The following is a 15,425-nucleotide window of genomic DNA, read 5'->3' as shown; positions in this document are numbered from 1 at the left end:
CCCTTCACCCAGCCATGTGCTTACGCGTCGCCGCCGGCCGCGCCCGGGTCCGCCGCCGCCACATCCAGCAGCTGGTATCGGTCCACGGCCTGCTTCAGCACCGAGCGGTCGACCTTGCCGTCCCGCGCGAGCTCGGTGAGCACCCCGAGCACGATCGACTGCGCGTCGATGTGGAAGAACCGACGGGCCGCACCACGCGTGTCCGCGAAGCCGAAGCCGTCCGCGCCCAGCGACTGGTACGTGCCGGGCACCCAGCGCGAGATCTGGTCAGGGACCGAGCGCATCCAGTCCGAGACCGCCACGAACGGGCCCTCGGAGCCCTGCAGCTTCTGCGTGACGTACGGGACGCGCTGCTCCTCCTCCGGGTGGAGCAGATTGTGCCGCTCCGCGTCGACGGCCTCACGGCGCAGCTCGTTCCAGGACGTCGCCGACCAGACGTCGGCCTTGACGTTCCACTCCTCGGCGAGGATCCGCTGAGCCTCGACCGCCCACGGCACGGCCACACCGGACGCCATGATCTGCGCGGGGATCGCACCGGCCTCGCCCGCCTTGAAGCGGTGGATGCCCTTGAGGATGCCCTCGACGTCGACATCGGCGGGCTCCGCCGGGTGCTGGATCGGCTCGTTGTAGACGGTGAGGTAGTAGAAGACGTCCTCGCTGTCCGGGCCGTACATCCGGCGCAGACCGTCCTTGACGATGTGCGCGATCTCGTAGCCGAAGGCCGGGTCGTACGCGACACAGCCCGGGTTGGTCGAAGCGAGCAGCTGGGAGTGGCCGTCCGCGTGCTGCAGACCCTCACCGGTCAGAGTCGTACGTCCCGCGGTCGCACCCAGCACAAAGCCGCGCGCGAGCTGGTCGGCCATCTGCCAGAACTGGTCGCCGGTCCGCTGGAAACCGAACATCGAGTAGAAGACATAGACCGGGATCAGCGGCTCGCCGTGCGTGGCGTACGCCGAACCGGCGGCGATCAGCGATGCCGTGCAGCCGGCCTCGGAGATGCCGTCGTGCAGCATCTGGCCGGTCGGTGACTCCTTGTAGGCGAGCAGCAGCTCGCGGTCCACCGCTTCGTACTGCTGGCCCAGCGGGTTGTAGATCTTGGCGCTCGGGAAGAACGCGTCCATGCCGAAGGTGCGGTACTCGTCGGGGGCGATCAGCACGAAACGCTTGCCGATCTCCTTGTCCCGCATCAGGTCCTTCAGGATGCGGACGAACGCCATGGTTGTGGCGATCGACTGCTGTCCCGAGCCCTTCTTGGCGGTGGCGTAGGTCTTGTCCTCCGGCAGGGCCAGCGGCTTGGCGCGCACCACACGGGTCGGCACATAGCCGCCGCACGCCTTGCGGTGGTCGTGCATGTACTGGATCTCTTCGGAGTTCCGGCCCGGGTGGTAGTACGGCGGCGCGCCGCTCTCCAGCTGCTTGTCCGTGATCGGGAGGTGCAGCCGGTCGCGGAAGCGCTTGAGGTCGTCGACCGTCAGCTTCTTCATCTGGTGGGTCGCGTTGCGGCCCTCGAAGTTCGGACCCAGCGTCCAGCCCTTGATCGTCTGCGCGAGAATCACCGTCGGCTGGCCCTTGTGCTCCTTGGCCGCCGTGTATGCCGCGTAGACCTTCTTGTGGTCGTGACCGCCGCGTCCCAGGTGCAGGATCTGCTCGTCGGTCATGCCCTCGACCATGTTGCGCAGCCGCTGGTCGCTGCCGAAGAAGTGCTCACGGATGTACGCGCCGGTCTCGGTGGCGTACGTCTGGAACTGGCCGTCCGGCGTGGTGTTCAGCTTGTTCACCAGGATGCCGTCGCGGTCCTGCGCGAGCAGCGGGTCCCAGGAGCGGTCCCAGACCAGCTTGATGACGTTCCAGCCGGCGCCGCGGAACTGGGACTCCAGCTCCTGGATGATCTTGCCGTTGCCGCGTACCGGGCCGTCGAGGCGCTGCAGGTTGCAGTTGACGACAAAGGTCAGGTTGTCCAGGCCCTCACGGGCGGCGATGGAGAGCTGGCCGAGCGACTCGGGCTCGTCCATCTCGCCGTCGCCGAGGAACGCCCACACGTGTGACTTGGAGGTGTCCGCGATGCCGCGCGCCTCCATGTAGCGGTTCATCCGCGCCTGGTAGATCGCGCCGAGCGGGCCGAGGCCCATCGAGACGGTCGGGAACTCCCAGAAGCCCGGCATCAGCCGCGGGTGCGGGTAGCTGGACAGGCCGTTCGGGAACTTGGACTTCTCCTGGCGGAAGGCGTCGAGCTGGGTCTCGTTGAGCCGGTCCAGCAGGAACGCGCGAGCGTAGATGCCGGGCGACGCGTGGCCCTGGAAGAAGATCTGGTCGCCGCCGTCGCCCTCGTCCTTGCCGCGGAAGAAGTGGTTGAAGCCGACGTCGTAGAGGGACGCGGAGGAGGCGAAGGTGGCGATGTGCCCGCCGACGCCGATGCCCGGGCGCTGCGCGCGGGAGACCATCACCGCAGCGTTCCAGCGGGTCGCGTTGAGGATCTTGCGCTCGATCTCCTCGTTGCCGGGGAAGAACGGCTCGTCCTTGGTGGCGATGGTGTTGACGTAGTCCGTGCTGCGCATCTCGGGCACGGCCACGCGCCTCTCGCGGGCACGCTCGATCAGGCGGAGCATCAGGTAGCGGGCGCGCTCCCGGCCCCGCTCGTCGACGGCGGCGTCGAGGGAGTCCAGCCACTCCTGGGTCTCTTCAGGATCGAAGTCCGGGACCTGACTGGGAAGGCCGCCAATGATGATCGGATTGCGATCGGATCCGGAAGCCACGCTATTCCTTCGCTGTTCGGGGGGCACTGCCTCTACGGGACGTACGCGATGTCTGCGCGTTGTCGCACCGCTCCATCGTGTACCGCGGCGAGGCAAACGTCATCTCTACCGAGGGGTAACCCGTGTTCTCGGAGACATCCGGCCCGAACCGCGGTTCCGGGTTCGGGCAAATCGCAACCTTACGCCCAAGCCGTCAATGCGTTTGGTTCGGCTGTTCGGCCCCGATGGGCGCACCGAAGCGAGGAAAAGCCGTAAAGATGGTCGAATGGTGTGGCAAGCACAATGAGAGGGGCCCGAGCGTGCCTGGAGTTGCGTCGAGACGGCCCCAAACGTCACCGTTTCGGCGGTCTGGACGGCCGGGTACTTGCGCGATCGGTCCCGCCCGTGTGGACTACGGCCAACGCCACGCGCACGCGCGGGGCTGCAGCATTTTCCAAACATGATCAGGAGGCAAGCCGTGAGCGCGACCGCGGACCACGCGGAGGAGCGGACCAACCCGGCCGTCAGGCTGGGGTTCGAGCCCGGACAGGTGGTCCAGGAGATCGGCTACGACGATGACGTCGAGCAGGAACTCCGTGAGGGCATCGAGGCTGTAATCGGCCAGGAACTCGTCGATGAGGACTACGAGGACGTCGCAGACGTCGTCGTGCTCTGGTTCCGTGACGACGACGGCGACCTTACGGACGCGCTGGTGGACGCCATCGGCCTGCTCGACGAGGGCGGCGACATCTGGTTGCTTACGCCGAAGACCGGCAGGGACGGTTACATCGAGCCGAGCGACATCAACGAAGCCGCGCAGACCTCCGGTCTCTCCCAGACCAAGAGCATCAACGCGGGCAAGGACTGGTCGGGCACCCGGCTGAGCGCACCCAAGTCCAAGCGCTGAGCGCCCAACGCCCGAAGGCCCCCGTCGACACATGTCGGCGGGGGCCTCTGCGTAGGGTGGACACCACCCGAACGGACCACCCCAACTCGGCCCAGCGAAGGGAAGCACTGTCATGGCGATCGAGGTCGGCACCAAAGCCCCGGATTTCGAGCTGAAGGACAACCACGGCCGGACCGTGCGGCTCACCGACTTCCGCGGCGAGAAGAACGTGGTGCTCCTCTTCTATCCCTTCGCCTTCACCGGTGTGTGCACGGGCGAGCTCTGCGCGCTCCGTGACGAACTGCCCTCGTTCGTCAACGACGACACCCAGCTGCTCGCGGTCTCCAACGACTCGATCCACACGCTGCGCGTCTTCGCCGAGCAGGAGGGCCTGGAGTACCCGCTGCTCTCGGACTTCTGGCCGCACGGTGAGACCTCGCGTGCGTACGGCGTCTTCGACGAGGAGAAGGGATGCGCCGTGCGCGGAACCTTCATCGTCGACAAGGAGGGCGTGGTCCGCTGGACCGTCGTGAACGGCCTGCCGGACGCCCGCGACCTGAACGAGTACATCAAGGCGCTGGACACCCTCTGATTCATCGGGCGACCTCCCGCGCCAAAGGGTGTTTTGCGCGGGAACCGGTCACTAGGATCCATTCGTTGATCCGATACCAACGCACTACGGGGGCGCTGCCCCTGAAAACCAATGGAGGGACTCGTGGGAGTCAGCCTCAGCAAGGGCGGCAACGTCTCGCTGACCAAGGCCGCGCCCAACCTGACCGCGGTCACCGTGGGCCTGGGCTGGGACGCACGCAGCACCACCGGCACCGACTTCGACCTCGACGCCAGCGCCCTGCTGACCAACGCCGAGGGCAAGGTCGCCAACGACGGCAACTTCGTCTTCTTCAACAACCTCAAGAGCCCCGACGGCTCTGTCGAGCACACCGGCGACAACCTCACGGGTGAGGGCGAAGGCGACGACGAGCAGATCAAGGTCAACCTCGCCTCGGTGCCCGCCGACGTCGACAAGATCGTGTTCCCGGTCTCGATCTACGAGGCCGAGAGCCGCCAGCAGTCCTTCGGCCAGGTGCGCAACGCGTTCATCCGCGTCGTCAACCAGGCCGACAACAACGAACTGGCCCGCTACGACCTGAGCGAGGACGCCTCGACCGAGACCGCGATGGTCTTCGGCGAGCTCTACCGCAACGGCGCGGAGTGGAAGTTCCGTGCCATCGGCCAGGGGTACGCCTCCGGCCTGCGCGGTATCGCGCAGGACTTCGGTGTGAACGTCTGAGCCAGCAGCATCTCCGCTTCCGGCGCCGCACATCTCCGTGCGGCGCCGGACGTGCCTGAACACCTGCCGAACCGCTAAACCCGCAGAACCTCGATACCCGCAGAACCTCGATACCCGCAGAACCTCGATACCCGCAGAACCTCGATACCCGCAGAACCTCGATACCCGCAGAACCTCGCAACACGTCATCCAGGGGAGGACCCACGATCATGGGCGTCACGCTCGCCAAGGGAGGCAATGTCTCCCTCTCCAAGGCCGCACCGAACCTCACGCAGGTACTGGTAGGGCTCGGCTGGGACGCGCGCTCCACCACCGGAGCGCCCTTCGACCTCGATGCCAGCGCACTGCTCTGCCAGTCCGGCCGAGTACTCGGCGACGAGTGGTTTGTCTTCTACAACAACCTCAAGAGCCCCGACGGCTCCGTCGAGCACACCGGCGACAACCTCACGGGCGAGGGCGAAGGCGACGACGAGTCGCTGCTGGTGGACCTCTCCAAGGTGCCGGACCATGTCGACAAGATCGTCTTCCCGGTCTCCATCCATGAGGCCGACAACCGCGGCCAGACGTTCGGGCAGGTCAGCAACGCCTTCATCCGGGTGGCCAATCAGGCGGACGGCCAGGAGCTCGCCCGCTACGACCTGAGCGAGGACGCCTCGACCGAGACCGCGATGATCTTCGGCGAGCTCTACCGCTACGGGGGCGAGTGGAAGTTCCGTGCAGTGGGGCAGGGGTACGCGTCGGGGCTCCGAGGCATCGCTCTAGACTTCGGGGTCAACGTTTCGTAAAGCCGCGCACTGGAATGGGGAAACCCGGACTTGGTGCGGGGGCGACCCGTACTACACGATTGGGTACCAGTGGTTCTGAAAACCTTCGGCTGGTCGTTCGCGGTCACCGCGCTCGGCCTGGTCGCAGCGGTGCTCTACGGCGGGTGGACCGCGTTCGGGGTCGTCCTGATCCTGTCCATCCTCGAGATCTCGCTGTCCTTCGACAATGCGGTGGTCAACGCCGGAATCCTGAAGAAGATGAGTGCCTTCTGGCAGAAGATCTTCCTCACGGTCGGCGTGCTCATCGCCGTGTTCGGTATGCGACTGGTCTTCCCTGTTGTCATCGTCGCCATCAGCGCCAACCTGGGCCCGGTAGAGGCCGTGGACCTGGCGTTCAACCAGCCTGAACGCTATGAGCAGTTGGTCACCGACGCGCACCCGTCGATCGCGGCCTTCGGCGGTATGTTCCTGCTGATGATCTTCCTCGACTTCATCTTCGAGGACCGTGACATCAAGTGGCTGGCCTGGCTGGAGCGGCCGCTGGCCAAGCTCGGCAAGGTCGACATGCTGTCGGTCTGCATCGCCCTGATCGTGCTGATGGTCAGCTCGATGACCTTCGCCGTCAACGCCCACCAGCACGCCGGGCACGCGGACAAGGCCCAGACGGTGCTGATCTCCGGTATCGCCGGTCTGGTCACGTATCTGGTCGTCGGCGGGCTCTCCGGCTTCTTCGAGAACAGGCTCGAGGAGGAAGAGGAGCGCGAGCACGAGGCCGAGGAAGAGGCCAAGAAGGCCGGCAAGCCGGTCTCGGCCGTTGTGATGGCGGGCAAGGCCGCGTTCTTCATGTTCCTCTACCTCGAGGTCCTGGACGCGTCCTTCTCGTTCGACGGTGTCATCGGCGCCTTCGCCATCACCAACGACATCGTGCTGATGGCGCTCGGCCTCGGTATCGGCGCCATGTACGTCCGTTCGCTCACGGTCTACCTGGTCCGCCAGGGAACCCTCGACGACTACGTCTACCTGGAGCACGGCGCGCACTACGCGATCGGCGCGCTCGCCGTGATTCTGCTCGTCACCATCCAGTACCAGATCAACGAGATCATCACCGGTCTGGTCGGCGTCGTACTGATCGCCTGGTCGTTCTGGTCCTCGGTGCGCCGCAACAGGGCGCTCGCCGCCCAGGGAATCGACCCACAGGACGCTCCTGCCGGGGTGTGACCCGGCAAGGATTGAGGAACGCTCTGAGCGGGGCGGCTCCGAGGCACCGGCCTCGGCGCCGCCCCGCGGGGTTCATCGATGTGTGTGGGGGTGGGTATGGCCTTCTGGGACAGCCTGTGGCGGGGGCGGTCACCGCAGTTCGACTCGGGCAGTGCCGCGACGAATTCCATCGAGCTGACCAAACGGCACCCGACGGTCTCGCTCACCAAGCAGGGCGCGGCCACCGGCAATCTGCGCGTCAATCTCTCCTGGCGGATGCGCACTTCCGATATCGAGGGCAGGTCCAAGCAGAGCGGCAGACTGCTGCGCCACCCTTTCAAGCTCTTCCAGCCCGATGTGGTCCAGGCGCACACCCAGGGCGTGGTCAACGTGGACCTCGACCTCGGCTGTCTGTACGAACTGACGGACGGCAGCAAGGGCGTGGTGCAGCCGCTGGGCAGCTTCTTCGGCAGCATCAACGAGCCGCCCTATGTGAAGCTCAGCGGCGACGACCGGTTCGGCTCTCCCTCGGGTGAGACGCTCTACGTCAATCTCGACCACCGCGAGTCGATCAAGCGGCTGCTGTTCTTCGCCTACATCTACGACCAGACGCCGGCCTTCGACCGTACCCACGCGCATGTGACGCTCTACCCGAGCAACGGCCCGCGGGTCGAGATAGAACTCGACGAGCGCGCGCCACAGGCCCGTTCCTGTGCGGTGTTCTCCATGGAGAACGTCAAGGGCGAGCTGATCGTGCGCCGTGAGGTGAAGTTCGTGTACGGATTCCAGGCGGAGCTCGACCGGCTGTACGGGTGGGGCCTGCAGTGGGGCCGCGGCTACAAGAACCGGGTCTGAGGCGGCTGCCCGCGGCTCAGGAACGGATGAACTGCGGGCCCATCGGCGGCAGCCGGAAGTTCGGGTCAGGAGCGTGCGCGGCTGCGGCGGCGGGCTGTGGGTAGCCGTAGGCGGGCTGGGTCGTGGCGGGCTGCGGGTAGCCGTAAGCGGGCTGCGCCGCGGCCGGCTGCGGGTAGCCGTAAGTGGGCTCGGCCGGGGGCGCGGACGCCGGCTGTACGGATGGCTGGGCCGGCGGCTGCGGCTCGGGCTGCGCGGACGGCTCGGCCGCCGCCTCCGCCTCGTCCACCGAGATACCGAACGCCGTGGCCAGGCCGACCAGCCCGGTCGGATAGCCCTGCGCGACCGCGCGGAACTTCCAGCCGTCCCCGCGCCGGTAGAGCTCGCCGCAGATGATCGCGGTCTCCTCGCCGGTCTCCGGCTTCACATCGAAGACGGCCAGCGGGTCGCTGTCGGCCAGGGCAGCGTCGTAGAGCAGTATTCGCAGATCCCGTACATGCTGGAAGGTGTCGCCGTCCGAGGAGGCGGCGAGCACCACCTGGTCGACCGACGGGTCGAGGGCCGCGAGATCCGCCTCGACGGTGTCGGTCAGCCACTCGGCGATGCGCTTCTTGGGCAGGCGCCGCACCAGGCCCGAAGGATGGCGCGGCTGGTTGTAGAAGACGAAGTCCTCGTCGGAGCGCACACGGCCGTCCTGGCCGAGCAACAGGGCCGAGGCGTCCACATCGGGGACCCCGGCGCCCGGGGTCCAGCGCAGCACGGCCCGTACGGCCATGGCATCGAGAGGGACGTTCGAACCCTTCAGCATCGCGTGCGTCATATCCGTCATCCTGCCTTCCCGGTGGCCGTGCGGACAACGCGGGGCCCCTTGTTCTCCAGCCAGGACATGGGCATGGTGCAAGCGGGTTACCTGGAATTCATGGACTTGGGGAACTCTTGACACACAGTCGTACGTACTATTACCGGCCACGTCAGTCGGGCCGCCAAGGCAGTACGGGGGAAACAAATGCGTCACTTCGGGCATCTTTCGCCTGCTGTCAGGGACAGTCTCTTCCACCGGGAGCCGTGTGAATTCACGGCAGCCTCACCCGCCCGCTTGCTCGCCACCGCGCTCGGCGCCACGCTCTACAGCCCCGCCACCCGTCCGAAGCTCGCCGACGACGTGCTCAAGCAGATCGGCCGCGGAGTCGTCTCCATGGTCCTCTGCCTGGAGGATTCCATCGACGACGCGGAAGTCGCGGAGGCCGAGGAGAACCTGGTCCGGCAGTTCGCCGACCTCGACGCGCGTGACGCGGAGCTGCCGCTGCTCTTCATTCGGGTCCGCGAACCCGGGCAGATTCCGGATCTGGTGCACCGGCTCGGCCCCTCGGTCCGGAGACTGACCGGATTTGTACTACCGAAGTTCACGGAAGAGCGGGGTGTCCCGTTCCTGGAGGCACTCGCCTCCGCGGAATCAGCGAGCGGACAGCGGCTCTTTGCCATGCCCGTACTGGAATCTCCCAGCCTGCTCCACCTCGAAACCCGCACCGAGACGCTCGTCGGGATCGCCCGCACCGTGGACAAGTACCGCGAGCGGGTCCTGGCGCTGCGACTCGGCGTCACGGACTTCTGCTCGGCCTACGGGCTGCGCCGGTCGCCCGATATGACCGCGTACGACGTCCAGATCGTCGCCGCGGTCATCGCCGACGTGGTGAACGTCCTGGGACGGGCGGACGGCACCGGCTTCACGGTGACCGGGCCGGTGTGGGAGTACTTCCGGCTCCAGGAGCGCATGTTCAAGCCTCAGCTGCGCCGAAGCCCCTTCATGGAGGGACGGGCGGAGGAACTGCGCGCCACGCTCATCGAGCACGACCTGGACGGCCTGCTCCGTGAGATCGACCTGGACCGGGCCAACGGCCTGCAGGGCAAGACCTGCATCCACCCCTCGCATGTGCTGCCCGTGCACGCACTGTCCGTGGTCAGTCACGAAGAGTTCAGCGACGCGCAGGACATCCTGCAGCCGGAGCGGGGTGGCGGCGGAGTGATGCGTTCCGCGTACACGAACAAGATGAACGAAGTGAAGCCCCACCGGGCCTGGGCCGAGCGCACGCTGCTGCGTGCCGAGGTCTTCGGCGTGGCCAAGGAAGAGGTCGGCTTCGTGGAGCTGCTCACGGCCGGGCTCTCCGGCTGACATGACGAGGGAAGAGACTGTAAGCGTGGTGTGGTCGGGAACGTGGGTCGCTGAGCGGCTGGGCGTCGGTCTCGTGGGAGACGAGACGCTGAGCGGCCTGTTGGGACTGGCCCTGCGCCGCAATCCCAAGCGGGCGCATCTGCTGGTGTCGAACGTGCTGGGCAAGCATGTGCCGCAGTCGCCGGCGGTGGTGTACGGCGCGGGACGCGGACTCGGACGTCGGGTGCGCGATCTGCTCGGCGACACCGAGGCGGCCCGCGCGGTGGTCCTGGGTTACGCGGAGACGGCGACGGGCCTGGGCCACTCGGTGGCGGACGGCCTGGGCCTGGCGCCGTATCTGCACTCCACGCGCCGCCCGGTCGAGGGCGTGCCACGGGCGGGCGGCTTCGAGGAGTCCCACTCCCACGCGACCTCCCACCTCCTGCTGCCGGAGAACCCACGGCTGCTGGCGGGTGAGGGCCCGCTGGTCCTGGTGGACGACGAGTTCTCGACGGGTAACACCGTGCTGAACACGGTCCGCGACCTGCACGAGCGGTATCCGCGGGACCGGTATGTGATCGTGGCGCTGGTCGACATGCGCTCGGAGCGGGACCGGAGCCGTCTGACTCATTTCGCGGAGGAGATCGGCGCGCGGGTCGATCTGGTGGCACTGGCTTCGGGGACGGTGAAGCTGCCTGAGGGCGTCCTGGAGAAGGGACGGGCGCTGGTGGCGGAGTACGAGGCGGGTAGCGACTCCGTGGCGGGCCGCGTGGTCCCGGGCGTCTCGGAGGTGGCTGGGACGAGCGTCCTCGAGGTGCGCGACGACGTGTCGCCGCACGGCGCGGAGGCGGGTGCCGGTTCGCGCCCCGACGCGGAGGTGTCCTGCGCGGAGAGTGGTCGGCGCATGCCTGACAGTGACGGTCTCGGCGCGGGCGCGCCGGAGGCGGCCGGGCAGCCGTCCGCGCACGCCGTCGTGCGCGTGGAGCTGGACTGGCCGGCGGGCGTGCCCGACGGTGGGCGGCACGGCTTCACGCCGGAGCACCGAGAGCAGTTGGAGGCCGCCCTGCCGGGCATGGCCGCGCGCCTGGCCGAGGCGCTCGGTGTCCGGGCCGCCCGACAGGGCGCGGCTCCGAGCCGCCCCGCCGACGGCGCGACAGCGGACGCGGCGGACACGACCGGCGGTCACGCCGTGGCCACGGCGGACGCGGCCGGAGCGGCAAACGGCGCGCGCCTTGCCGCGGACGCGGTACGCGCGGCCGATCAGGCTCGCCCCGCGGGCGGCGCGAGCCACTCGGGCGACGCGGCTCGCGCGGACGGCCGCCCGGCCGCCTCCGGCGCGCCCGCAAACGGCGCGCGCCTGGCCGCGGATGCGTCCCACCCTGCAAACGGCGCGCGCCTGGCCGCAGAGTCGGACGACGTCGCTGACGGGAAGGCCCGGCCACGCGTACTCGTCCTCGGGTTCGAGGAGTTGATGTACGCGCCCCTCCGGCTCGGCACCGCCCTTGAGCAGGTGCTCGACGCCGACGTCCGGTACTCCACCACCACCCGCTCGCCCGTCCTCGCCGTCGACGATCCCGGCTATGCCATACGCAGCCGCCTCGTCTTTCCCGCCCACGACGACCCCGCCGACGGCCCCGGCGAGCGGTACGCCTACAACGTCGCAGGCGCCGGCTTCGACGCTGTTGTCGCGGTCGTCGACTCGGCCGCCGACACACCCCAACTGCACGCCCCCGACGGCCTGTTGGCCCGGCTCGCCGAGCACGTTCCGCACGTCGTGCTGGCCGTCGTCCCCTCGTACGTCCCCTATGTACCCGACGTACCCGACGTATCCGAAAGGGCCTTCATGCTGCCCGAGCCCCTCCGCGGCCCCGCCTTCTCCTCGTACGCCCCCGAAGACGTCGGCTGGCTGCTCCAGGACCTCTCGGACGCCGAGCTGGAGGCCCCGACGGAGGAGCGCGAGGAGGCGATACAGAGCGGCGGCGCGCACTACGCCGAGTCGCTGCCCGTCGAGTACCAGCCCAGCGCCCAGTACCAGGAGCTCTTCAAGGCCGCGCTGGAGACCTCCGCGGCCCGTATCGCCCGCGCCGTCGGCACTGTCACCGAGACCGTCCTCGCCGAGCGCTCACCGCGCCCCGTGCTCGTCTCGCTGGCCCGTGCCGGCACCCCCGTAGGCGTACTGATGCGCCGCTGGGCCCAGCACCGGCACGGCCTGGACCTCCCGCACTACGCCGTCTCCATCGTGCGCGGCCGCGGTATCGACACCAACGCCCTGCGCTGGCTCAAGGAGCACCACGACCCGGCCGACGTCGTCTTCGTCGACGGCTGGACCGGCAAGGGTGCGATCACCCGCGAACTGGCCGATGCCCTCAAGGCCGATAAGGAAATTCAGGGGGGCGAGGGCTTCAATCCGGAGATCGCGGTCCTCGCCGACCCCGGCGGCTGCGTCCGCACCTACGGCACCCGCGAGGACTTCCTCATTCCCTCCGCCTGCCTCAACTCCACCGTCTCCGGCCTGATATCGCGCACGGTCCTGCGCGCCGACCTCGTCGGCCCGCACGACTTCCACGGCGCGAAGTTCTACCGCGAGCTCGCCGACGGCGATGTCTCGGAACACTTCCTGGACACCGTCGCCGCCCGCTTCGACGAGGTCGTGGACGCCGTCGACGCCGAGGTCAAGGAGCTGCTGTCGGCCGACCGCGCGCCCACCTGGGAGGGCTGGGCCGCCGTCGAACGGATCAGTGAGGAGTACGGCATCCACGATGTGAACCTGGTCAAGCCGGGTGTCGGCGAGACGACCCGCGTCCTGCTGCGCCGCGTCCCCTGGAAGATCCTCGCCAAGCGCGGCGCGGGCGCCGACCTCCTCCATGTGCGGCTGCTCGCCGAGCAGCGCGGCGTACCGGTCGAGGAGGTGGACGAACTCCCGTACACATGTGTGGGGTTGATCCACCCGCAGTACACCCGCGGAGCGACCGGCGCGGACGGCAAGGCGGTGTCGGCCCTGTGAGCACCCCGGAGACCACCGCAGCGAGCACCCTCGTCGCGAGCGATCTCGACCGCACCCTGATCTACTCCGCCGCCGCCCTCCAGCTCCCCATGCCCGACGCGGACGCACCCCGACTCCTCTGCGTCGAGGTGTACGAGAGCAAGCCGCTGTCGTATCTCACCGAGACCGCCGCCGGTCTGTTGACGCAGCTCGCCGCCGACAGCGTCTTCGTACCGACCACCACCCGCACCCGCGAGCAGTACCACCGCATCCATCTCCCCGGCCCCGCACCGGAGTTCGCGATCTGCGCCAACGGCGGGCACCTCCTCGTCGACGGCGTCTCCGACCGGGACTGGCAGCGGCAGGTGGCGGCCACGCTCGCCGACGAGTGCGCCTCGCTCACCGAGGTCCGCGCCCATCTCATCGCCGCCGCCGACCCTGCCTGGCTGCTCAAGGAGCGGATCGCCGAAGACCTCTTCGCCTATCTCGTCGTCGAGCGCACGCTGCTGCCCGAGGGCTGGGTGAAGGAGCTTGCCGAGTGGGCCGAGGGCCGCGGCTGGACCGTCTCGCTCCAGGGCCGCAAGATCTACGCCGTGCCGCAGCCGCTCACCAAGAGCGCGGCGGTGCGCGAAGTGGCGCGCCGCACCGGGTCGGAGCGGATCCTCGCGGCCGGCGACTCCCTCCTCGACGCCGATCTGCTCCTCGCCGCGGACCACGCCTGGCGGCCCGGCCACGGCGAGCTGGCCGACAGCGGCTGGACCGCCCCGAACACCGACGTACTCGCGGAGAAGGGCGTGGCGGCGGGTGAGGAGATCCTGCGGCGCTTCCTGCGGAGGCTCGGCTAGCGGGCGATGCGGCGGTCCGAGCCGGGCGGTCCGAGCTCGGTGGGCCGTGTCAGGCGGTCCGAGCCGGGCGGTCCGAGCTCGGTGGGCCGTGTCAGGCGCTCCGTGTCGGGCGCTCCGAGCTCGGTGTGCCGAGCCCGGTGAGGGTCAGCCGCAGCAGCCGCCTCCGCAGCAACCCCCGCCGCCACCCCCGCCGTTGGACGCGGCCGCCGGCGCGGACTTCGTACCGCCCACGGCGACCGCCGAGAGCAGCTTGACCGTGTCCTCATGACCGTCCGGGCAGCTCGCCGGATCGGAGGACTGGGCCATCGGCCGGTTCACTTCAAAGGTGTCGCCGCAGGTCCGGCAGCGGTATTCGTAACGAGGCATTGCCCCAGGCTAGCGGCAGCCGGGCGGGTTCCTCCTTGCCGGGACGGCTACGGATGGTGGCGCATGGCCATGTCGAGCAGCTCCAGCGTGGCCATGTATGCGCCGTCGACGTCCCCGTCCCGTATGTGATCGACGACCGCGGCGTGCACGGCGACCGGATCCTCGGCCGTCCCGGCCAGCTGGACCCGCCGGTCGCGCTCGATCAGCACCGGGATGATCACCCGGCGCAGCTGCGCGAAAAACCGATTGTGCGAGGCGGCCAGCAGGGCCGTGTGGAAGGAGGCGTCGGCCCGTACAGCGAGGACGGCATCCTGCCAGCCCGCTTTCATCGCGGCCAGCGCGGCGTCGAGCGCTGCGAGGTCCTCGTCCGTCCGGTGCACGGCGGCGAGCGAGGCCGCCGCCGGTTCGATGGAGCGGCGCAGCTCCAGCAGGTCGGCGAAGAAGTCGCTGGGCACGCCGGCGGCGAGTTTCCAGCGCAGTACGTCTGTGTCGAGGAGGTTCCAGTCGTCCCGGGGGCGTACGTGCGTGCCGCGCTTCTGCCGGATGTCGAGCAGCCCCTTGCCGGTCAGCACCTCGATCGCCTCACGGAGCACGGTCTGGCTGACGTGCAGCTCGGCCATCAGCGCGGACTGATCGAGGGTGTCGCCCTCGGCGTAGGCCCCGCCGACGATCCGGCGGGCGAGCCCCTCCACCGCGGCCTTCTGCACCCCACGCCCTGCGTGGACAACGTTGACTTTGCGGCTCATCCGCTTTCGTGCTGCTTGGCCTGGTCAAGTGCCGGATCCCGGGTGGCGGCCCGCTGGAGGCTGCGCTGTTCCTGCGCGGCCTGCTCGGGATGGCGGGTCCTCCAGTACGGGTTGTCGTGCGGAAGGGTCGCGCTGACCCGCCCGTACATCCCGAAGAACATCAGCATCACGCCCACCACAAAGCTGAACAGCACGTTCTGGATCTGGAAATTGAGGGGGTTGAAGCTCGAGTCGAGCAGGGCGAGGTTCGCGAAGCCGCTGAGGATGAAGGCGATACCGAGGACCATGTTCACGGTCGAGGCGAAGTTGCCGCCGATGATCATCCCGACGAAGAGCAGCAGTCCGACACAGACGGACAGCACGCTCAGCGCTCCGTTGGTGTTCAGGCCCGCGACCGTGTCCCCACCGGTGTCGAAGAAGCCGATCTTGTCGATCAGCCCGAGGATCCCGAAGGCGAGCAGAAACAGGCCCATCAGACCGGCGCCTACGCGGTAGAACTGGCTGAGCCGGTGGTCGACGGGCAGATGCTCGTCCAGCCTGGTGCGGCCGGTTTTGTGATGCAGTACGTGTGTGGCCATGTCCGGCCTCCTTTGGAGGTACGCGTACACACCCCA

Annotated in this window: 14 protein-coding genes; 9 read left to right on the top strand and 5 right to left on the bottom strand. The window is 68.5% G+C overall.

The features are described 5' to 3' along the window. Window positions 1-20: 20 nt before the first annotated feature. Window positions 21-2,753, bottom strand: a complete 2,733-nt coding sequence (gene aceE / locus ACFYXH_RS06075) for a pyruvate dehydrogenase (acetyl-transferring), homodimeric type (RefSeq protein ID WP_389560941.1) — start codon at window positions 2,751-2,753, stop codon at window positions 21-23. A 457-nt stretch (window positions 2,754-3,210) separates the two neighbouring features. On the opposite strand from aceE, the gene ACFYXH_RS06070 reads away from it, so the two are divergent. The 6 genes from ACFYXH_RS06070 to ACFYXH_RS06045 all read left to right on the top strand — a co-directional run bounded on the left by ACFYXH_RS06070 (window position 3,211) and on the right by ACFYXH_RS06045 (window position 7,725). Beyond that, window positions 3,211-3,639: a DUF3052 domain-containing protein gene (locus ACFYXH_RS06070; protein WP_326649708.1), complete on the top strand. Its 429-nt coding sequence runs from the start codon at window positions 3,211-3,213 to the stop codon at window positions 3,637-3,639. A gap of 112 nt (window positions 3,640-3,751) precedes the next feature. After that, window positions 3,752-4,210, top strand: coding sequence for a peroxiredoxin (locus ACFYXH_RS06065; protein WP_389560940.1), 459 nt, complete (start codon window positions 3,752-3,754; stop codon window positions 4,208-4,210). Between the two features lie 123 nt (window positions 4,211-4,333). Continuing rightward, window positions 4,334-4,909, top strand: coding sequence for a TerD family protein (locus ACFYXH_RS06060; protein WP_142216883.1), 576 nt, complete (start codon window positions 4,334-4,336; stop codon window positions 4,907-4,909). 209 nt (window positions 4,910-5,118) lie between these two features. After that, the gene (locus ACFYXH_RS06055) at window positions 5,119-5,694 is read left to right on the top strand and encodes a TerD family protein (protein WP_327323352.1); all 576 of its coding nucleotides are present in this window, start codon (window positions 5,119-5,121) and stop codon (window positions 5,692-5,694) included. A gap of 69 nt (window positions 5,695-5,763) precedes the next feature. Further along, complete coding sequence (locus ACFYXH_RS06050) at window positions 5,764-6,891, top strand: DUF475 domain-containing protein (protein WP_389560939.1); 1,128 nt, start codon at window positions 5,764-5,766, stop codon at window positions 6,889-6,891. A gap of 96 nt (window positions 6,892-6,987) precedes the next feature. Then, window positions 6,988-7,725, top strand: a complete 738-nt coding sequence (locus ACFYXH_RS06045) for a Tellurium resistance (RefSeq protein ID WP_389560938.1) — start codon at window positions 6,988-6,990, stop codon at window positions 7,723-7,725. 16 nt (window positions 7,726-7,741) lie between these two features. Here the strand turns inward: ACFYXH_RS06045 and ACFYXH_RS06040 are convergent, their stop codons facing one another. After that, window positions 7,742-8,542 carry a TerD family protein gene (locus ACFYXH_RS06040; RefSeq protein WP_389560937.1) on the bottom strand — a complete coding sequence of 267 codons (801 nt, stop codon included), beginning with the start codon at window positions 8,540-8,542 and terminating at the stop codon, window positions 7,742-7,744. Window positions 8,543-8,728: 186 nt separating this feature from the next. Here ACFYXH_RS06040 and ACFYXH_RS06035 point away from each other — a divergent pair, with 186 nt between their 5' ends. The 3 genes from ACFYXH_RS06035 to ACFYXH_RS06025 are packed head-to-tail and all read left to right on the top strand — an operon-like array spanning window position 8,729 to window position 13,699. Beyond that, on the top strand, window positions 8,729-9,892 hold the full coding sequence (locus ACFYXH_RS06035; protein ID WP_389560936.1) for an HpcH/HpaI aldolase/citrate lyase family protein: 1,164 nt from the start codon (window positions 8,729-8,731) through the stop codon (window positions 9,890-9,892). A 1-nt stretch (window position 9,893) separates the two neighbouring features. Further along, complete coding sequence (locus ACFYXH_RS06030; RefSeq protein ID WP_389560935.1) at window positions 9,894-12,875, top strand: phosphoribosyltransferase domain-containing protein; 2,982 nt, start codon at window positions 9,894-9,896, stop codon at window positions 12,873-12,875. Continuing rightward, window positions 12,872-13,699, top strand: a complete 828-nt coding sequence (locus ACFYXH_RS06025) for an HAD family hydrolase (protein WP_389560934.1) — start codon at window positions 12,872-12,874, stop codon at window positions 13,697-13,699. Before ACFYXH_RS06030 ends, ACFYXH_RS06025 begins: the two co-directional genes overlap by 4 nt. Before the next feature lie 144 nt (window positions 13,700-13,843). On the opposite strand, the gene ACFYXH_RS06020 is transcribed toward ACFYXH_RS06025, so the two are convergent. From ACFYXH_RS06020 to ACFYXH_RS06010, 3 genes are read right to left on the bottom strand one after another with little or no spacing between them, the layout of a single operon-like run. Continuing rightward, window positions 13,844-14,065, bottom strand: coding sequence for a zinc ribbon domain-containing protein (locus ACFYXH_RS06020; RefSeq protein WP_362676154.1), 222 nt, complete (start codon window positions 14,063-14,065; stop codon window positions 13,844-13,846). A 47-nt stretch (window positions 14,066-14,112) separates the two neighbouring features. After that, entirely contained in the window at window positions 14,113-14,811 is a 699-nt protein-coding gene (locus ACFYXH_RS06015) for a FadR/GntR family transcriptional regulator (RefSeq protein ID WP_389560933.1), read from the bottom strand. After that, on the bottom strand, window positions 14,808-15,389 hold the full coding sequence (locus tag ACFYXH_RS06010) for a DUF4383 domain-containing protein (RefSeq protein ID WP_389560932.1): 582 nt from the start codon (window positions 15,387-15,389) through the stop codon (window positions 14,808-14,810). The genes ACFYXH_RS06015 and ACFYXH_RS06010 overlap by 4 nt, the downstream gene beginning before the upstream one ends. Between the last annotated feature and the right edge of the window lie 36 nt (window positions 15,390-15,425).

This window comes from Streptomyces sp. NPDC002730 (assembly GCF_042888805.1).
In the GTDB taxonomy this organism is placed as follows: Bacteria; Actinomycetota; Actinomycetes; order Streptomycetales; family Streptomycetaceae; genus Streptomyces.
Note: the sequence above shows the minus strand (reverse complement) of the source record. Positions and strands in the feature narration are given on the sequence as shown.